19 protein-coding genes and 1 tRNA gene are annotated in these 18,787 nt (G+C 45.1%); 17 read left to right on the top strand and 3 right to left on the bottom strand.

What is annotated here, in order from left to right; translation table 11 throughout:
• The first annotated feature begins 369 nt into the window (after window positions 1-369).
• The 11 genes from guaB to QP775_RS24715 all read left to right on the top strand — a co-directional run bounded on the left by guaB (window position 370) and on the right by QP775_RS24715 (window position 9,930).
• The gene (gene guaB / locus QP775_RS24765; RefSeq protein ID WP_285109286.1) at window positions 370-1,833 is read left to right on the top strand and encodes an IMP dehydrogenase; all 1,464 of its coding nucleotides are present in this window, start codon (window positions 370-372) and stop codon (window positions 1,831-1,833) included.
• Window positions 1,834-1,945: 112 nt separating this feature from the next.
• Window positions 1,946-3,349, top strand: a complete 1,404-nt coding sequence (locus QP775_RS24760; protein WP_285109285.1) for a D-alanyl-D-alanine carboxypeptidase family protein — start codon at window positions 1,946-1,948, stop codon at window positions 3,347-3,349.
• Window positions 3,350-3,463: 114 nt separating this feature from the next.
• Window positions 3,464-4,345, top strand: coding sequence for a pyridoxal 5'-phosphate synthase lyase subunit PdxS (pdxS, locus tag QP775_RS24755; protein WP_028543409.1), 882 nt, complete (start codon window positions 3,464-3,466; stop codon window positions 4,343-4,345).
• 76 nt (window positions 4,346-4,421) lie between these two features.
• Window positions 4,422-5,015 (top strand): pyridoxal 5'-phosphate synthase glutaminase subunit PdxT, encoded by a 594-nt coding sequence (pdxT, locus tag QP775_RS24750; RefSeq protein ID WP_285109284.1) that lies wholly within the window; start codon window positions 4,422-4,424, stop codon window positions 5,013-5,015.
• Window positions 5,016-5,184: 169 nt separating this feature from the next.
• Entirely contained in the window at window positions 5,185-6,465 is a 1,281-nt protein-coding gene (gene serS / locus QP775_RS24745; RefSeq protein ID WP_239333659.1) for a serine--tRNA ligase, read from the top strand.
• A gap of 78 nt (window positions 6,466-6,543) precedes the next feature.
• Window positions 6,544-6,632 (top strand) — tRNA-Ser (locus QP775_RS24740).
• Window positions 6,633-6,853: 221 nt separating this feature from the next.
• A complete protein-coding gene (locus tag QP775_RS24735) occupies window positions 6,854-7,198 on the top strand; it encodes a hypothetical protein (protein ID WP_239333661.1) in 345 nt (114 codons plus the stop codon).
• Between the two features lie 26 nt (window positions 7,199-7,224).
• Window positions 7,225-7,392, top strand: a complete 168-nt coding sequence (locus QP775_RS24730) for a hypothetical protein (protein ID WP_239333663.1) — start codon at window positions 7,225-7,227, stop codon at window positions 7,390-7,392.
• A 24-nt stretch (window positions 7,393-7,416) separates the two neighbouring features.
• A complete protein-coding gene (locus QP775_RS24725; RefSeq protein WP_239333665.1) occupies window positions 7,417-7,581 on the top strand; it encodes a small acid-soluble spore protein P in 165 nt (54 codons plus the stop codon).
• Window positions 7,582-7,859: 278 nt separating this feature from the next.
• Window positions 7,860-8,705: a YitT family protein gene (locus QP775_RS24720; RefSeq protein ID WP_239333771.1), complete on the top strand. Its 846-nt coding sequence runs from the start codon at window positions 7,860-7,862 to the stop codon at window positions 8,703-8,705.
• A 157-nt stretch (window positions 8,706-8,862) separates the two neighbouring features.
• Complete coding sequence (locus QP775_RS24715) at window positions 8,863-9,930, top strand: hypothetical protein (RefSeq protein WP_239333667.1); 1,068 nt, start codon at window positions 8,863-8,865, stop codon at window positions 9,928-9,930.
• Between the two features lie 84 nt (window positions 9,931-10,014).
• Here QP775_RS24715 and tadA read toward each other — a convergent pair whose 3' ends face one another.
• The gene (gene tadA / locus QP775_RS24710) at window positions 10,015-10,560 is read right to left on the bottom strand and encodes a tRNA adenosine(34) deaminase TadA (protein ID WP_239333669.1); all 546 of its coding nucleotides are present in this window, start codon (window positions 10,558-10,560) and stop codon (window positions 10,015-10,017) included.
• Window positions 10,561-10,911: 351 nt separating this feature from the next.
• On the opposite strand from tadA, the gene QP775_RS24705 reads away from it, so the two are divergent.
• Entirely contained in the window at window positions 10,912-13,242 is a 2,331-nt protein-coding gene (locus QP775_RS24705; RefSeq protein WP_285109283.1) for an ATP-binding protein, read from the top strand.
• Window positions 13,243-13,337: 95 nt separating this feature from the next.
• On the opposite strand, the gene QP775_RS24700 is transcribed toward QP775_RS24705, so the two are convergent.
• Window positions 13,338-14,156 carry a flagellar motor protein MotB gene (locus QP775_RS24700; RefSeq protein ID WP_239333673.1) on the bottom strand — a complete coding sequence of 273 codons (819 nt, stop codon included), beginning with the start codon at window positions 14,154-14,156 and terminating at the stop codon, window positions 13,338-13,340.
• Entirely contained in the window at window positions 14,149-14,940 is a 792-nt protein-coding gene (gene motA, locus QP775_RS24695) for a flagellar motor stator protein MotA (RefSeq protein WP_239333675.1), read from the bottom strand. Before motA ends, QP775_RS24700 begins: the two co-directional genes overlap by 8 nt.
• 235 nt (window positions 14,941-15,175) lie before the next feature.
• Here motA and QP775_RS24690 point away from each other — a divergent pair, with 235 nt between their 5' ends.
• From QP775_RS24690 to QP775_RS24670, 5 genes are all read left to right on the top strand, one after another.
• Window positions 15,176-15,472, top strand: a complete 297-nt coding sequence (locus tag QP775_RS24690; protein WP_239333677.1) for a hypothetical protein — start codon at window positions 15,176-15,178, stop codon at window positions 15,470-15,472.
• A 268-nt stretch (window positions 15,473-15,740) separates the two neighbouring features.
• A complete protein-coding gene (locus tag QP775_RS24685) occupies window positions 15,741-16,667 on the top strand; it encodes a sulfurtransferase (protein WP_350339002.1) in 927 nt (308 codons plus the stop codon).
• A 63-nt stretch (window positions 16,668-16,730) separates the two neighbouring features.
• Window positions 16,731-16,955: a hypothetical protein gene (locus tag QP775_RS24680; RefSeq protein ID WP_285109282.1), complete on the top strand. Its 225-nt coding sequence runs from the start codon at window positions 16,731-16,733 to the stop codon at window positions 16,953-16,955.
• A 45-nt stretch (window positions 16,956-17,000) separates the two neighbouring features.
• The gene (locus QP775_RS24675; protein ID WP_285109281.1) at window positions 17,001-17,573 is read left to right on the top strand and encodes a helix-turn-helix transcriptional regulator; all 573 of its coding nucleotides are present in this window, start codon (window positions 17,001-17,003) and stop codon (window positions 17,571-17,573) included.
• On the top strand, window positions 17,557-18,543 hold the full coding sequence (locus QP775_RS24670; RefSeq protein WP_285109280.1) for a BtrH N-terminal domain-containing protein: 987 nt from the start codon (window positions 17,557-17,559) through the stop codon (window positions 18,541-18,543). Before QP775_RS24675 ends, QP775_RS24670 begins: the two co-directional genes overlap by 17 nt.
• Window positions 18,544-18,787: the final 244 nt, after the last annotated feature.

The following is an 18,787-nucleotide window of genomic DNA, read 5'->3' as shown; positions in this document are numbered from 1 at the left end:
CACGACCGTTAAGCCCTCCAGCGCCGATGGTACTTGGACCGCAGGGTCCTGGGAGAGTAGGACGTTGCCAAGCAGTAAAGCCCATTGACTTATGTCGATGGGCTTTATTTATTTTTTACCTCAATTGTTCATATAATGTAGCTTTCCAACAAACAATAATACATAACGGATGTTACGATGTATCTACAATCTGCCTATTTCATGGCAGGATGTGCATGTCAGGTCCTTGACACGTCAAGGGGGCTCTGCTAAAATCGGCATAATATCTAAAAGCGGTATAGACAAAGTAGTTGGTTTGTTCTTGCTCGCAAGACATTTTTTTCATTAGAAACAGAAAATATTTGGAATAGAAAAGGGAGGAACTACTTCGTGTGGGAGTCTAAGTTCGTTAAAGAAGGGTTAACATTCGATGATGTATTATTAGTACCACGTAAATCCAGTGTATTGCCTCGTGAGACCGATGTGTCTACACGTTTAAGTGATAATGTGAAATTAAATATTCCATTTATAAGTGCAGGAATGGATACGGTAACTGAAGCACCATTGGCTATCGCTATCGCACGTGAGGGCGGTATTGGTATTGTCCATAAAAATATGCCAATCGAGAAGCAAGCGGAAGAAGTGGATCGTGTAAAACGTTCGGAAAGCGGCGTTATTACGAATCCATTTTCTTTATCCCCAGATCATACAGTAGCTGAGGCAGATAAGCTGATGGGCAAATTCCGCATTTCAGGTGTACCTATTGTAGATGAGAATAATAAGCTCGTTGGTATTTTAACGAACCGTGACCTGCGCTTTGTGCATGACTTTAATATTCAGATTAAAGACGTGATGACATGCGAGAACCTAGTCACTGCAGCTGTTGGCACTACACTCCAACAAGCGGAAGTCATTCTACAGCAGCATAAGATCGAGAAGCTGCCTTTAGTTGACGAGGACAACACGCTCAAAGGCCTTATTACCATTAAAGACATCGAGAAGGCTATACAGTACCCTAACGCAGCGAAGGACGTACAAGGCCGCCTGTTGGTTGGTGCAGCAGTCGGTATTTCCGGTGATACGTCGGAACGAGTAGCAGCGTTGGTCCAAGCTGGAGTCGACGTAATCGTAGTGGATTCTGCTCACGGCCATCATATCAATATCCTGAACGCTGTTCGTGATATTCGTGCTAACTACCCAGATCTGACTATCATTGCGGGGAATGTTGCAACTGGTGAAGCAACTCGTGATCTGATCGAAGCAGGGGCTTCCGTCATTAAAGTCGGAATTGGGCCTGGTTCTATTTGTACGACGCGTGTTATTGCAGGTATTGGTGTACCGCAAATTACAGCCGTATACGATTGTGCATTTGTAGCTCGTGAACTAGGCATTCCGGTTATCGCTGACGGCGGTATTAAGTACTCAGGTGATATTACTAAAGCACTTGCAGCAGGGGCCAGCGCGGTTATGCTTGGCAGCTTGTTTGCGGGTACAGAAGAAAGCCCAGGCGAATCTGAGATCTATCAAGGTCGTAAATTTAAAGTATACCGTGGAATGGGTTCCCTAGGTGCCATGAAACAAGGCTCTAAAGACCGTTATTTCCAAGAAAGCAGTAATGAGAAGAAATTAGTACCTGAAGGTATTGAGGGACGTGTTGCATATAAAGGTCCGCTGGCAGATACTATTCATCAATTGCTTGGTGGTCTGAAGGCTGGTATGGGCTATTGTGGTACGGGCTCCCTTAAGGAACTACAGAACGATACACAATTTGTTCGTATTACGGGTGCAGGCTTACGTGAAAGCCATCCGCATGATGTTCAGATTACGAAAGAAGCACCTAACTACTCTTTCTAAGAAGCATATAAGAACGACAGGAAAAGACAGGGAACACTACCTGTCTTTTTTTTGTCTATCAGGCTGTGATAGAATAACGACAGATGGATTCATCAAGAGAGGAGTTGTACGTGTGTTTAAACACAACAACCAAGTAAGTCCCCGTACCAAATTTAAGCGCGCGATCGCTTTTGTGACCGCCTTTCAAATTTTATCTTTTGCATTACTGCCATCGGCAGGCATAGTTGCTGCTGAGGCATCGTCAAAGCTTGTTGCGCAAGGGGAAACGACAACCACTACTAAATCTACCAAATCCGCAGCGGCTTCGCCTACCAAAGAGTCTCTTGGTCTTGTTGCTGAATCAGCTATACTAATGGAAGCCAGCACAGGTCAAATTATCGTCAACATCAATTCGGAAGTTGCACTGCCTCCGGCAAGCATGACCAAGATGATGACGGAATATATCGTAATGGAAAAAGTAAAAAATGGTGAATTGGCTTGGGAAGATAATGTATCTACCAAAAAAAATGCAGCTTTGACACAAGGATCACGGGTGTTTTTAGCAGAGAATGATACGCATACTGTGCGCGATCTGTATATTGCGATGGCTATTGCATCGGCTAATGATGCTGCGGTAGCACTTGCAGAGCATATTGCAGGCACAGAGCAGGATTTTGTTAAGCTTATGAATGATACGGCTAAGCGACTCGATATGAAGACGGCCTATTTCGTTAACGCAACAGGGCTTGAGCAACGGGATATGCCCGAAGAGTTCCGTCCAGGTGGAGAACATGAGACTGTGATGTCAGCGATTGATGTTGCAAAGTTGGTACGAGCTATAGTACAGGATCACCCAGAGTTCAGTCAATTTACAACCATTCAGAAGAAGAAATTCCGCGAACGCGATAAGACAGAAATGGATAATCTGAACTGGATGCTGGAAGCCAACAAAAATGTGACCAACTTTAAGCGATATGCTTATCCGGGCGTAGATGGCATGAAAACAGGCTTCACAGATGCTGCTCAGTATACGTTTGCGGGTACAGCTAAGCGCGACAACATGCGTCTGATTACTGTAGTCATGGGAACGAAATCCAAAGAGGCTCGTTTTACGGAAACAGCGAAGCTGATGGACTATGGATTTAATAACTTAGAAGTGAAGCAGGCTGTTGCCTCCAAGCAGGTTGTACCTGACAAAGAGGTTGCTCCTATTAAGAAGGGTGTTTCTACAGATGTTCGTGCCGTAACGGAGAAAGATGTTTCTTTTGTTGTGGACAAGGGTGCAGCATTTGATGAGAAAACATTAACGAATGAAGTGAAGTTGATTCCTGAGGATCAATTGGTTGCGCCTATTAAGAATGGACAGAAGGTAGGTACGGTTACCTACACGTTCAAGGGCAAGACGGGCGAACAGAAGCAAACGGTTAACCTAATCGCGTCAGAAGATGTAGAAAAGGGCAGCTGGTGGAGATTATTTTTCCGTGCGATCAAAAATTTCTTTGTTGATTTGTTCAAATCGATCGGAGATTTGTTCTAAGTGACATAATCCCGACAATAGCGGTTGTGTATATGTACACCATCATGTACAATAAGTGGATGAAATCAGGATAGCTCCGCAAGTGGAGCACGATATGGCGGGAGGCAGGCAAGGATGGAAACAGGAACAGCTCGAGTGAAACGTGGTATGGCTGAAATGCAAAAGGGTGGCGTTATTATGGACGTCATGAATGCGGAACAAGCAAAAGTTGCGGAAGCGGCAGGTGCAACAGCAGTAATGGCGCTTGAACGTGTACCATCAGACATTCGCGCCGCTGGTGGCGTGGCTCGTATGGCAGATCCGACGATTGTTGAAGAAGTTATGAAGGTCGTATCCATCCCGGTAATGGCGAAAGCTCGTATCGGTCATTTTGTAGAAGCTAAAGTACTGGAATCATTGGGTGTAGACTACCTCGATGAGTCTGAAGTATTAACACCTGCGGATGAAGTATTCCATATTGATAAGCACGACTTCACAGTACCTTTTGTATGTGGTGCAAAAGATTTGGGAGAGGCACTTCGTCGTATTGGTGAAGGAGCAGCAATGCTTCGCACCAAAGGGGAGCCTGGGACAGGTAATATCGTGGAAGCTGTACGTCATATGCGTCTTATCAACAGCCAGATTCGTAAAGTGCAGAATCTGTCTAAAGATGAGCTTTATGCCGAAGCCAAAAATTTGGGCGTATCCTACGAACTGCTGCTTAATGTTCACCAACATGGCAAGCTTCCAGTCGTCAACTTTGCTGCAGGAGGCATAGCAACGCCAGCAGACGCAGCCTTGATGATGCATCTCGGTGCAGATGGAGTATTTGTTGGGTCCGGTATTTTTAAATCGGACAATCCAGAGAAATTTGCGCGTGCTATCGTAGAAGCAACCACTCATTATACAGATTACAAATTAATAGCAGAAGTATCGAAGAACTTGGGCACACCGATGAAAGGCATCGAAATTTCGAAGCTTGCGCCGTCTGAGCGCATGTCGGATCGTGGCTGGTAGGAAGTAAGACACGATACTGCTATTTTCATAATTGCTAAACTTTCGAAGAAGCTTGGTGAGAAGGAAGGTCAGACACGTGAAGATCGGAGTATTGGCGCTGCAGGGCGCTGTTGCAGAGCATGTTCGCAGCCTAGAAGCTGCTGGCGCGGAAGCAGTAGCTATCAAGTGGCCTCAGCAGCTTGAGGATGTACAAGGTCTTGTTATACCTGGTGGCGAGAGTACAACGATTGGCAAGCTCATGAGAAAGTATGACTTTATTGAAGCCATTCAGCAGTTCTCTGAGCAAGGCAAACCGATATTTGGTACTTGTGCTGGCCTGATCGTACTCGCGACACAGATTGAAGGAAATCAAGGTCCTGAACAACCCCATCTTGCATTGATGGATATGAAGGTGCGGCGTAACGCTTTTGGGCGGCAGCGAGAGAGCTTTGAAGCTGACTTGTCGGTTATTGGGATCAATGAACCGATAAGAGCCGTGTTTATTCGAGCGCCGCTTATAGATAAAGTAGGAAGTAATGTGGACGTTATTTGTGAGACCAACGGAGAAATGGTAACCGCGCGTCAGGGCCACTTGCTGGCGTGCTCCTTCCATCCGGAATTGACAGATGATATCCGTCTTCACCAATACTTTGCGGATATGGTGCGCGAAAGTATGCAGCAGCGAGGATAGGTTTCTTTACAAGGCTTTATGCTGGTGGACGGACATCATCGGAAGCACCTTGACCTTGAGCCCTTATTTAGGGTAGGGTTAAGGTGTTTTTATTTGACACAGACTTTATAATAGAGATATGAGAGCAATGTGAGAGACAAGCCTGTTCTACTTGTAGGAGGGATACCCTTTGTTGGATATCAAATATTTACGTAATGAATTCGAGCGCGTTGAGCAAGCGCTCAAGAATCGTGGCAAATCGCCCGAGTTAATTGCAGAATTTCCGCAGTTGGATGCAAAGCGTCGCGAGATGCTGCAAGATACGGAGCAATTAAAGAATCGCCGCAACGTAGTGTCACAGGAAGTGGCGAAGTTAAAGAAATCAGGCCAATCAGCTGATGAACTAATTGCGGAGATGCGCCAAGTTGGCGATCGCATAAAGGAATTGGACGACGAGATTCGTATTGTGGAAGAAGCGATGAATGAATTAACGCTGGCCATTCCTAATATTCCGAACGAAGCGGTGCCGGTTGGCACATCTGAGGATGATAATGTATTAACACGTGTATGGGGTGAGCCGACCTCATTCAGCTTTGAAGCGAAGGCACATTGGGATATCGCTGCCGATCTGGGTATCCTCGATTTTGAGAATGCTGCTAAGGTAACAGGATCACGATTTGTATTTTATAAAAATGCAGGTGCCCGCCTGGAGCGTGCTTTAATTAGCTTTATGTTGGACGTACATACGACCGAACATGGCTATGAGGAAATTATGCCTCCATATATCGTTAACCGCGACAGCTTGTATGGCACAGGTCAACTTCCTAAGTTTGAAGAGGACTTGTTTAAGCTGGAAGGTACGGACTATTACTTGATTCCGACAGCTGAAGTACCTGTGACGAACTATCACCGCGAAGAGATCATCAGCATCGATGATCTGCCGCGCAAGTATACGGCTCACAGTGCCTGCTTCCGTTCGGAGGCCGGTTCAGCAGGTAGAGATACACGCGGCTTGATTCGCCAGCATCAATTTAACAAGGTAGAGCTTGTGAAGATTGTGAAGCCTGAGGATTCCTACGAGGCGTTAGATGCGCTGACGTCGCAAGCAGAGCGTATTCTGCAGCTTCTGAAGCTGCCTTACCGTGTGATGACCCTGTGTACAGGCGATCTTGGCTTTAGTTCGGCTAAGACGTATGACCTTGAAGTATGGCTGCCTAGCAGCAATGCATACCGTGAGATCTCATCTTGTTCGAACTTTGAGGATTTCCAAGCACGTCGAGCTAATATTCGCTTCCGTCGTGATACAAAGTCCAAGCCTGAGTTTGTGCACACGCTAAATGGTTCTGGCCTTGCTATAGGACGTACTGTAGCTGCAATTATTGAGAACTATCAACAAGAAGATGGGTCCATTGTTGTACCGGAAGCACTGCGTCCCTATTTGCGTGGACTGGAAATGATCGAAAAAAAATAAACAGCTTGCATCAAACTTAAATAGCTGTTATAATCGTGATTGTCCGACTCGAGTTGTTCTTGATCGGCAATCACATATGGAGAGGTACCGAAGTGGTCATAACGGGGCGGTCTTGAAAACCGTTAGGGTGCAAGCCCACATGGGTTCGAATCCCATCCTCTCCGCCATAATTTAATTATTCAACCACATCACAGTCGTGATGTGGTTTTTAGTTTATTTAAGGCCTTGAGGAGTAGCAATAACATGTGGCACGGAACACAGCGCTGCACCAACATATATTCACTTGAATAGGGTTTGGAGCTAAGAGAAAATGCTCATCTGTATTCATCTGTATAAAAGTCTGCGCCCATCCACACACTGTAGTTGTGAATAGTGGAGGTGTTGGTTCATGCACAACAATGAAAGCTTGGGAATTGACCAAGCGCAATTAGTGCAAGCATGGCAGCAAACGCTGCCGACTACGCTTAATCCGACGGACAAAGCAATTGTACTGGCGGATGAGGGCGTTCAGAATGGACTGCGCATTCATATCGATGCTGCAGGCCATCAGCATTATTCTTTTGACTTCGAGTGTGCGTACGTAGATCCGCATGAGGTTCGTGTGCAGCTTGTAGATGTAGAGCGCGATGGTCGTACAGTGGATGAGCGCACAGAAGTGATTCAGGAGCTGACACAGAACTATATTCGTCATATCCACGAGTGTGCTCAAGCGCTGCAGGATATTACGGACTAGAAGGCAACATTATAGGAGGTAGCACGATGACTAAAGCAAAGGGCAGTGCAGATAAAAACCTGTCGAGCGTAGTCGAAAGCCTGGACGAGGCGACAGTGAACAGCCATCATGCTCAGCAATTGCAGCAGGATCATAATGATCGACGTCATCAGGATGCGCTGAATCACGACCATCAGGCGTCAGACTCGGTATAATACTTAAGAAAGGGCGATGTATGTATGGGCAACGCAGGCAAGTCGAAGGCCATCCCGGTTCCCGAGGCTGATCAAAATCAGGAGCGTCACCACGCCGGAAATGATGGCGGGGCGCAGCAGGAGCCATTGTCAGGATCAAAGAAAGTAAAAAGTAAAAACCATGTGAGTCACAACAATCCGCAAGGTTAACATTTAAAATTGAATTTCATTATAATAATGAGTCTTTACGATTCTAATAAGTCTCCTTCAGTAGCCCTTTCTCAACAAGAGGAAAGGGCTACTGGAGCGAGGCTTTTTTAGTGCAAAAATATTGAATTCTATGTCTTTGCTCACATATCCGGTATAATAAAGATAAGAATAGACAGAAGGAGTGAGAGAACTTGTCTGATCTAGACGCAAATACCATTGATGAGAAGACTTCAATGGATATCAATCAGGCTAACTTTAAGCCTGTCAAGCATACCAAGATGAGCTTGGGCAACTTGGCGATGCGCATCATTTTTATTACGCTTGGTGCTGTTATGATGGCCGTGGGTCTTGAATTATTTTTAGTCCCGAACCAAATGACAGATGGTGGAATAGCCGGTATATCGATTATTTTATCCCACGTTACAGGTGCTCCGCTTGGACTTTATTTATTTCTACTCAATGTCCCGTTCCTCATTATCGGATATAAGCAAATTGGCAAGACGTTTGCATTATCCACCTTACTAGGGATCGGTATTATGTCGGTAGCTACGTTTCTGCTTCATCCCGTTCCTCCTTTTGTTACAAATAGCTTTTTAGCTGTTGTATACGGAGGCGTTATACTGGGGATTGGGGTCGGCATCGTTATTCGATTTGGGGGATCATTGGATGGTACTGAGATTGTAGCCATTCTATTCAACAAACGTACAGCCTTCTCCGTTGGCGAGATCGTGATGTTCTTTAATTTATTCATTATGTTAGTCGCAGGCTTTGTATTTAGCTTTGAAAAAGCGATGTATTCCTTAATTGCATATTATATTGCCTTTAAAATGATTGATGTGACGATTGAAGGGCTAAATGACTCAAAGGCCGTATGGGTTATCAGCGATAATTATAAGGAGATTGGTGATGCGCTGTTAAGTCGTCTTGGACGTGGTGTAACTTATATGAAGGGTGAAGGTGGATTCTCCGGCGATGAGAAAAAGGTTATCTTCACTGTTATTACACGTCTTGAAGAGGCGAAGCTGAAATCCATTGTCGAGGAGCATGACCCTCAAGCCTTTCTGGCAATCGGAAATATCCATGATGTTAAAGGCGGCAGATTTAAGAAAAAAGATATCCATTAACAGGGATTATATAAGCAGGATTCGACAATATTGGACGTTTTGTATAGGCATGGATGCCTAATTTTAAAGAAAACTGCTATTAAAGGATTTTCAAAATCCTCCATATAGGTTAATATCTAATGGGTGAACTTTCAAGGAAAAGATGGGAGAGACAATCGTGAAGAAAAGATGGTACCAAGGCGCAATTGTGATGTTATTCGCTGTTGCTTTAGTTGTGACAGGCTGTGGCAGCAAGACAAGTTCAAAGGAAGCCATTCAAGGGGCATATACGAAGTCGCTTGAAATGAAGTCTTATGCATTCAAATCATCAGTTAAAGTGGATGATCTTCAATTAACGGGAGCAAGCTTCGATGGTCAACAATCAGCAATGATGGCTGGTTTGCTGAAGAATTCGGAGTTAACGATATCTGGTGTTGCTCAGAATGAGCCACTTCAAGTAGAAGCGACGCTTGATGTAGATATTAAAGGTGATATGGCATTTAAATTCTCGTTGCCATTCTCCATGACACAAGAGAAAATGTACGTTAAAGTACCTAACATTCCGATGCTTGCTGGTATGATTCCACAAGAGATGGTCGGCAAGTTCCTTGAACTCGACTATAAGAAGCTTGCGGAAGAGCAGGGCCAGTCTTTTGATATGAGTTCAGCTAACATCCAGACAACACAAAAATTCGGCAATGAGTTCTTCAAAGAAGTGGTTAGCAAATTCGATGAGAAAACTTACTTTACGGATATTGCAGTAAAAGATGCTGGTTTGCCTGAAGGCGTAGATGCAAAGCAAGTTGTAAAGTTTGCAGTTAATAACGATAATTTTGATCAAGCAGCAACAACATTTGTTAAAGATGCGCTTCCAGCATTGCTTGATTTGATGTCTAAAGAAGAATATCGCAAAATCTTCCAATTGGAAGCTTCCGAGATAGAAAAGGCTAAAACAGAGCTTAAAGCTTCTGATAGCGAACTGAAAAAGGGCTTGGAAGAAATGAAGAAATCGTTAAAGGTAAATGAGCTGAGCGTGACGACAGCAATCAACAAAGATGGCTTCCCTGCACATCAGACTTTTGTAGGTAACCTTGACTTTAACGAAGCTAACGAGAATGTAAAGCTAGCACTTCGTGTGACTACGGAGACAAGCAATATTAATGGCAAGCAAGAATTTAAGATTGGCGTTCCAAAGGATGCTATTCCTATGGACCAATTGGAGCAAATGTATGGCGGCGGCATGTAAACCACTAACCGCATAATGAAGAGACCTGTCAGATGACAGGTCTCTTTCTATGTTATCGTTGCTAACAGTAACGTAAGGGGAGAGTTAGCTGGGCTCTGGTGTTAAGTCCAGATCTCGTGAAGGCAGTTCTTTGTTCCGTTTGCGGAGTTGGCGAAAAAATTGAACGAGCAGATCAGCGCATTCTTCACGGAGCACGCCCTCCCTCACTTCAGCACGATGATTAAAGCGGGGCTCCTGCATCAGGTTCATCAAAGTGCCTCCACAACCTGCCTTTGGATCAGGGGTGCCAAATACAACATAGGGCAGGCGAGATTGCACGATAGCTCCCGCACACATCGGACAGGGCTCTAACGTTACATACAGGGTGCAGTCAAGCAGTCTCCACGCCCTGAGGTGCTCGCTAGCCTCGCGGATCGCAATCATCTCGGCATGGGCGGTAGAATCTGCTGTCGTCTCTCTAAGATTGTATCCTCTTCCGATGATCTGATCTTGATGTACAACAATAGCGCCGATTGGGACTTCACCAATGGCTTCCGCTTTGCGAGCCTCTGCAATTGCTTGCTGCATCCAGTATTCATGCTTGCTCTCTTCAGCGGGGGAGCAGGGGGTAAGGTCATCGATAGGGTTCATGCTAGACTCCTTTATAATTGATCATGTTCTGTTATTCCTCGAACAAATATTCGCTGTTAACAGGATGTGAATAACTCTGTGGATAAGTTGGGCGTTACTCACAAATTTGTACACAACTTATCCATAACTGCTCACAATCTGTGAATAACCTGTTGATAAACTAGCTTAATTGTAGGCAATTTAACGATATAATTCAACTGTGTTATCAATAACCGATCAATTGCGGAAGGATAAGGAAAATATGGTGTATATGTAGAGGAAATGAATAGACAAAATCAATTGAACTCGTTATGATCATGTAGTTAGATCCAAAATAAGCCAAACCCGTTACAGGTACGGTAGAGGTGATGTATGCGATTATCCATTAAGGGCAAGCTTTCCATATCCATTTCGTGCGCACTCCTAATTGTATTGCTTCTCCATATGGTACTGAATTATTACACAACCAAGGACAAGTTAATAGAGGAAATGGAAGCACGAATGGAAGTCATTACGCAACAGATATCTATTTCCATGCGCCAGTCTCAGTATGCAGACCATGTTGTAGAGGACCTGTTGGCAGAGAAGCTGCACATGGCTTCTATATACGCTGCGAGTCGGCTTCCAACCGACATTCGTGACATTACTAATGAACAGCTTAAGCAGATAAGTCATGAAGTTGGCATTTCTCAAGTATCGTTGTTGCAGAAGACAGAAGACGACCAGGATATCGTCATCCGGCGATCATCCGATCCCGCGGAGATTGGGATGTCTACAAAAGGCTGGGGCTTCTGGTTTACAGCGTTTCAGCAGCTATTGGAGTATAAGCAGGTATGGATAGCAGAAGGGCGGGGCCAGAAGCATTTTTGGACAGGCCCGTTTGATATTTCCACCTCTAATCCAAGCCATATTGATAAGTGGGGATATTATTACGATGGCAAACGGAATTATATTATCAATCCGTTTATTCAGGACACTGCCGGGATACAGAGCAGCTTTCAACTAACGAAGCCAGACAAGATTATTGAGCAGACGATTGATAAGCAGCTGAACGTATTGGAAATAACGGCATTTAACCCAGAGGCATTCGGCAAGCCCCCCATCATTACCAAGCGGGTCAACGGAATCAGATATGTACGTTCGCAGGATCAGCCCATCTTGTATGGCAGCTACAAATATGCAGAAGTTGAAGACTATGAGCGAGTCGCACAAGTAATAGAAGACGGGCATTCATTATTTGTTGAGAGCAATATTAAAGGTGAAGCCGTCGTTAAAAGTTATATTACAGCTACGGAAGGTAGGAATCCGTACATCATGACAGTGGTGATGGATGCCAAGCCGCTATTGGATACACTGCATGAGCAATTGATGCAAAGCATAGCGATTGGTCTAGTGCTGCTGGAACTTGTATTGGTGGGGAGCTATTTCCTGGCGGGGTTCTTAATCCGTCCACTACAGTATATTGTACAAAAAGTAAATATGATGGCAATTGGTCAGTTTAACACGACCTTACGAATTAAACGTAATGATGAATTAGGTGTATTAGCATCCAGAATAAATCTGATGGCAGACAATCTCTATCAGTCCACAGAACGTTTAAGAACGCTTTATGAAGAGAATCGGGCGATGAAGCATCATTTGGAATCCTTTATTAATCAGTCTACCGATGCAATACATGTAACGGATCTTCATGGCGATGTAGAACGGGTGAACCAGGCATTTGTTGATATGTTTGGATGGAAGGAGCACGAAGTGCTGGGCAAGAAGCTGCCTACTATTCCGTCTGAGCTCAGCAAGCCGTATGTGGAGATCGAAGAGAGCCTAAGCAGTGGCAAAGCGGGAGGCGCTCAAGAGACTCTTCGTATGACAAAGGATGGTCGAATACTGGATGTCAGTGTGAGCACATCACCGATCCTGGACGAATCAGGACAATGTATGGCCTGGGCTAGCATTACACGGGACATCACAAGCAGGAAGCGTATGGAGGAACTGCTGCGGCGATCTGAGAAGCTGACAACCGTTGGTCAATTGGCTGCGGGTGTAGCACATGAGATTCGTAATCCACTCACAACATTAAAGGGCTTTATCCAATTACAATTACAGACCAGTAAAGTGAATCCTGTTCATACGTCCATGATGCTGTCGGAGTTAGAACGGATTAACTTGATTGTAGGGGAATTTCTTATTTTATCGAAGCCACAGGCTGTTCGCTTTCAGGAGATGAATATTGGTCAAGTGCTGCACGACGTATTGTCGTTCCTCGGTAACCATGCACAGATGCACAATATTGAGTTTGTCACTAAGTTTCAGGATGTGCCACTTGTACTTTGTGAGGAAAACCAACTTAAACAAGTATTCATTAATATTGTGAAAAATGGAATTGAGGCTATGCCTGAAGGTGGGGAAATGGACATCTCTGTAGATCAATATGCGGAGGAGCAGGTCCGTATTACCATTCGAGACTACGGTATAGGTATCCCTGAGGATCATTTGACTAGATTAGGAGATCCGTTCTTTACGAATAAAGAGAAGGGGACTGGGCTCGGCCTGATGGTATGTCAGCGCATCATTTATAATCATAAAGGAACACTGGAAATTACGAGCAAGCTGCATGAAGGAACTATGGTTACGATTAAGCTGCCGGCTGCGAACGTTACAGCATATAAGATAAATGAAGAACGTGCCTACATCAAGATTCGATAATGTGTATTGGCAAATAGAACAGAGGCTGCTTCGCAGTAGGGTATCCTACAGCTGAAGCAGCCTCTGTTGGTTATTCATTAAAGTGGACCGAGACATTAAGAGCCTGCGGCGGGTTGTTTGTTAGACGTGAACTTTCTAAGAATAGACACCTCAACACGGCGGTTCTGTGCCCGGCCCGTATTGGTATTGTTGGATGAGACAGGATGATACTCTCCCATACCTACAGCTTGGAATAACTTCGGATCAAGACCAGATCGCCCAAGCACAATCTTCATAAAGTTAAGCGCACGTGCTGAACTTAAATCCCAGTTCGATTCATACTTGCTGTTCTTGATCGGGACGTTATCGGTGTGTCCGCTGATCACGATCTGATAGCCGGTATATTGTTTGATCATATCACCAATCGTTAAGGCTAGCTGCTTTGCACCTGACTTCAGATCCGACTTCCCGGAATCAAATAAGGCACTGTCGTTAATCGTTATCTTAAGCTCGGAATGATTCAGCTTTGTATTTAATTGATCTGTAAGACCATTTTTGGAAATGTAATCGTTAACCTTGTTTTGCAGTTCTTCTAACTGCTTTTGTTCTTGCTTAGCTTGGAGTGCAAAGCGCTCTTGCGCTTTATCAGCAGCAGTCTCGAATTTACGATCCTTCTCCTCACTTTGTTCCTCTGGTTTGCGTCCGCCTTGAGGAATAACGGCGTTATTATCCAGAATGCCATTGCCTGCGCCGCCGCTGTTAAGAGCAGTGCTAAAGGCTTGACTCATCTCTTGGAACTTCTGTGCATCAACGGCTGACATTGCATATAGGACAATAAATAGGGCGAGGAGCAGTGTCATCAGATCGGCATACGGTATGAGCCAGGATTCATCTGCATGCTCTTCGTGATGCTCTTTCCGTGGTTTCTTACTCACTCACAGCCTCCTCCTTCATATTCATCCGATTACGTTCAGCAGGCGTCAAGAAGACAGAAAGCTTCTGATTGATCGCGATCGTGGACACACCGGATTGAATGGATAAGAGTCCTTCTACCATCATCAATCGAATTTGAATTTCGTTATGGGAGAGCCTTTTAAGTTTGTTGGAAATTGGATGCCATAACACATAACCAGTGAAAATACCCATGAGCGTAGCGATAAAAGCTGCCGCAATCGCATGAGCAAGTTTACCCATATCGGACATATCCGCCAATGCGGCAATCAAGCCGATAACCGCGCCTAACACCCCGAGTGTCGGCGCATACATGCCTGCTTGGGAGAAGATGAGTGCACCACCACGGTGACGTTCTTCTGTTGCGTGAATGTCTTCCATGAGCACGTCACGCACAAAGTCCTGATCATTGCCATCAATAATCATCCGCATGCCGCCGCGTAGAAAGTCGTCGTCAATCTCATCTATGCGGGATTCCAACGCCAACAATCCTTCGCGGCGTGTAATCGATGCCCATTCCATAAAGAGTTGAATTAACTGTACGCGATCAACAAGATGCTGCTTGACGAACAACAGCTTAAATAGCTTCGGAACTTTTTTAAGTTCGTTTAGTGGGAATGCCACAAATACGGAGGCGGCAGTTCCGACAATAATGATCATAAACGCTGCGGGGTTATACAAACTTGTGAGAGAGGCTCCTTTCAGAACCATCCCCACTAGGACAGCAGCAAGCCCGAGGACTATGCCTATAATCGTTGATTTCTCCATGTTCTACATCCACCTCATCCATGAGTATAATGATGCTTCCTGCGCTCTCTTTCGACGGTATTCACCGTCATTATCGAAAAAATGATGCAACATCCTATTTATCGGCAAAATAGGACCAAAAATTTAGACGTCCTGCTTGAACGTACCTGTAAAGTTAGACTTCGCATTGGTGTAAGAAGGGCATTATGCTACAATACGAAGTAATTTGTAATGCAGTATAAAGGAGTGAATATGGATGGGTATGCCTTTTACTAGACCCTATAAAGATATTTTGCAGGAATTAGCCGCAGCAGTAGGTCAGATTCCAGACAGCTATTCCTTTTTTGATATGGAATCGGGGGATTGGCAGGCGATGAGTACAGAGGAGCGCAGCGAGGTGTTGGAAGCGCTGGCAGACGATTTGTTTTATGGACTAGGGCAGGAAAATATTTTATTTATCGGAAGCGGCAGCGCGCAGCATGATCGGCAATTTCATGTTATTGAAGTAATGAAAGAAAATGAGGTCATTGCTAGGGTGCAGTTGGTAGACTAATGGAGTAGTTAGGCAGGACTTATAAATAATTTGTGTAATAAGATAAATTAGGTGATCGGATGTAGCAAATGATCATCTTTATGGCGCATGGATGCTGTTTTTCAGTAGTGCAATGATACGATGATCAGCAGGCATACGGTATATTTCTTTTTTTTGAAATGAGTGTGCTATAGGATTACAGTAGAATCTTTCTATACAAGCAGCTAACCTAACAAATCTGGTATCAAGTGTGAAGGCCATAAGTAGGGCATGGGAAGGGGATATGAGGATGTCATTATTATCACCGATCATACGCGCAGAGGAACTTTACAAAAGAATAACAGGCCAAATGGATGGAGAACGCAAGCAGCAGATCACAGCAAGTACATTAGCGATTGTGGACTGCCGCTTCTGGCTGATGGAGCCAGAACGAGGACAAGAAGCATATAAGGAAGGACATATTCCTGGCGCCGTTTATTTCGACTTGGACCGCGATTTGTCATCGCCAAAAGCGGAGCATGGTGGTCGCCATCCATTGCCGCAGCCGCAGGTGCTGGCGCAGCGGCTAACAGAAGCTGGTATTACACACGAGAGTGTGGTTGTAGCTTATGACGCACAAGGCGGTGCTAACGCCAGTCGTTTATGGTGGCTGCTGCAATGGCTGGGACATGAGGGCGAAGTTCTGCTGCTTGATGGTGGTATCCAGGCTTGGGAGCAGGAGGGTTACCCCCTGGAGCAGGAGGAAGTGGGGAGCGTATTCGATAATAGGCTCGCTGGAGTAGTAAGTTCGAAAGAAACGAGCATCTACACACCCCGTGTACGCGATCATCTTGTAGCGAGTATGGAAGAAGTTGCGTCCAAGCTGGGGAACCCGCGCGTAAGACTCATAGATTCGCGCGAATCGCCCCGCTATCGCGGGGAAGTAGAGCCGATAGACCCGAAAGCCGGACATATTCCCGGTGCAGTAAATACGTTCTGGCAGCAGAGCTTAGATGAAGCGGGGCGCTGGCGGTCCGCGGCTGAGCAGCAAGCTCGTTGGAGTAGCATCGTAGGAGATGCAGACGAGGTGATCGTCTACTGCGGCTCAGGCGTCACGGCCTGCCCGAACGTGCTTGCGCTATGGCAAGCAGGGTATACGAACGCCAAGCTGTACGCAGGAAGCTGGAGCGATTGGATTTCGTATAGCGAGAATCCGATTGCGACAGGGGAAGAGTAAAAGCTGAGAGGCCGCGTCTGACGCGGATTGGAGGGCTGCGACAGGGTACCGTGAGGGGGACTGTTGCGGCCCTCTTTGGGCTTTCTTGTTCAACAGCTTGCAAACAAGAAGTCGGAGAAAGCTGTTGTAGCAGGCCCAGAGCCAGCCATGATTCTACAATTGAGGCTGGTTACTGTTGAAATGCTCGTCCAGTACATCTTTCCACAAACGTGCGCGGTCTCTTTGGCTTGGGAGCAAGAGTCGGACCGTCATGCTAGGGTAGATCTTCTTGATTTTATATTTCACTAGTGTTATATTACATATATGAAATATAATAAGAAGAGGAGATAAGCAATGAAATCTCTTTCCAACGTGGAATTTATGTTGCTGCAAATTATTGCGGAATCCAAACAAGCGTCGGGGTATCAAATCAATAAGTTAATAGAGCTTAGAGGCTACAGGGAATGGGCGAATATAGGTACGACTTCAATTTACGTCGGATTGCAGAAACTGAAAGACAAAGAACTGATCCAATCCGAAGATTCCGTCCATAAGTCTGGCAAAGGACCTGTGCCGTCTACTTATGTCATGATGGAAGCGGGGATAGAAGCATTAAGGAATGAAGTCATCGTAAGCCTAGCTTCTGCGCGGGAACGGGATAACCGTTTCGATCTTGGACTGGCGGCCCTCCCTTTTATCGGAAAAAATCAAGCTGTGGAAGCTTTATGGAAACGACAGAACCTTCTAGAGGAGACATTGAGGAACTTAGGTCAGAAATATGAATCGCAAGGCGGCAATCAATTGCCATTGCACGTTAGGTCTCTTTTTCTTCACCCGATGAGTCTCATCGAGAATGAAAAGACATTTGTCGCAAATTTGATCAGTGAACTAACAGGGGAACTGGAGGTACATGCCCATGATAATTGAAGATTTTGCTCTTTTTCAGGGAGAACACTGCGAAACGACAGCGATGGGCAATCTCCTTCAACATGAAGGTGTTCGATTATCGGAGCCAATGTTATTCGGTATTGGGGAAGGTTTGGGATTCATTTATTGGGATTCCAAGGGGATGGACTTTCCTTTTATCGGGGGTAGAGCAAAGCCTGATGAACTGTCTGCTTGCATAGCATCCCGACTCAATTTGAATATCAGGGTGCAAGAAACCTCGTCTGTTACAAAAGCATGGCAGAACGTGCAAAGCTGCATAGACCGTGGAATTCCTGTGGGGCTTAAATTAGATTCGTATTATTTAGATTACTTTACGAACAAAATTCACTTTGCTGCCCACTATGCGGTGATATATGGCATGGATGACGAATATGCCTACATGGCAGACACAAGCCAACAAGGCGGGCTCGTGAAAACGCGATTATCGAATTTGACTATGGCAAGAAACGCAAAGGGGCCCATGAGCTCCAAGAATCGCTCCTTTACGATCGAGCAAACGGATACCCTTCTGCCGCTTGTACCCGCCATACGATCATCCCTTATCAACAATGCTCATAACTATTTGAATCCACCTATCCGCAATATGGGCAATAAAGGGATCAAAAAAATGAGCGGTGAAATCCTGAATTGGCCTTCTAGAAGCAAGGATTTAGAGAAAGATCTGTGTTTGACTGCTTTATTGATGGAAAAAGCGGGAACCGGCGGCGCCTTATTTCGAAATCTGTATAGAGATTTTCTAAAAGAATGCGTGGATTTGTTCGGTGACTCTAAATTAGAGCAGGCATACATTCTGTTTGCGGAAATCGCGCCGATGTGGAAGGATGTTTCGGCATCAATTGATAATGCGGGAAGAACCGGAAATCAACAGGAGTTAAGACTTGCATCTGAGTTTCTAGTCGACATTGCGGAGAAAGAACGATTAGCCATGGAGCTTGTATTGACAATTTAACTTTATAATTGGTTTCGCAACTTAACTCGTTTTGAATCGACATTAGGGAGAGGGTCTGCGTAAGCCGTGTTTGCTTATGAACTCGGAAAGCGAATTCGACCAAGGCAGAATCTTAAATGAAAGGACCGGATGGTCGCTTTCCGGAGGTGAAGTTTGGAAACTCGCTATTATAATTACGGAACAGGCTGTCGATTTTGCGGCAGCCTGTTCTCTATGAGCTATCGTATCCATTTCTTTTAGTGAG

The organism is Paenibacillus sp. UMB4589-SE434 (genome assembly GCF_030226685.1).
Lineage (GTDB): Bacteria > Bacillota > Bacilli > Paenibacillales > Paenibacillaceae > Paenibacillus_B.
Note: the sequence above shows the minus strand (reverse complement) of the source record. Positions and strands in the feature narration are given on the sequence as shown.

Coding starts and splice junctions, on each gene's coding strand:
- pdxS (WP_028543409.1), top strand. CDS start 3,464: ATGGAAACAGGAACAGCTCGAGTGAAACGTGGTATGGCTGAAATGCAA.
- QP775_RS24735 (WP_239333661.1), top strand. CDS start 6,854: ATGCACAACAATGAAAGCTTGGGAATTGACCAAGCGCAATTAGTGCAA.
- QP775_RS24730 (WP_239333663.1), top strand. CDS start 7,225: ATGACTAAAGCAAAGGGCAGTGCAGATAAAAACCTGTCGAGCGTAGTC.
- QP775_RS24725 (WP_239333665.1), top strand. CDS start 7,417: ATGGGCAACGCAGGCAAGTCGAAGGCCATCCCGGTTCCCGAGGCTGAT.
- QP775_RS24720 (WP_239333771.1), top strand. CDS start 7,860: ATGAGCTTGGGCAACTTGGCGATGCGCATCATTTTTATTACGCTTGGT.
- tadA (WP_239333669.1), bottom strand. CDS start 10,560: ATGAACCCTATCGATGACCTTACCCCCTGCTCCCCCGCTGAAGAGAGC.
- QP775_RS24705 (WP_285109283.1), top strand. CDS start 10,912: ATGCGATTATCCATTAAGGGCAAGCTTTCCATATCCATTTCGTGCGCA.
- motA (WP_239333675.1), bottom strand. CDS start 14,940: ATGGAGAAATCAACGATTATAGGCATAGTCCTCGGGCTTGCTGCTGTC.
- QP775_RS24690 (WP_239333677.1), top strand. CDS start 15,176: ATGGGTATGCCTTTTACTAGACCCTATAAAGATATTTTGCAGGAATTA.
- QP775_RS24685 (WP_350339002.1), top strand. CDS start 15,741: ATGTCATTATTATCACCGATCATACGCGCAGAGGAACTTTACAAAAGA.
- QP775_RS24675 (WP_285109281.1), top strand. CDS start 17,001: ATGAAATCTCTTTCCAACGTGGAATTTATGTTGCTGCAAATTATTGCG.
- QP775_RS24670 (WP_285109280.1), top strand. CDS start 17,557: ATGCCCATGATAATTGAAGATTTTGCTCTTTTTCAGGGAGAACACTGC.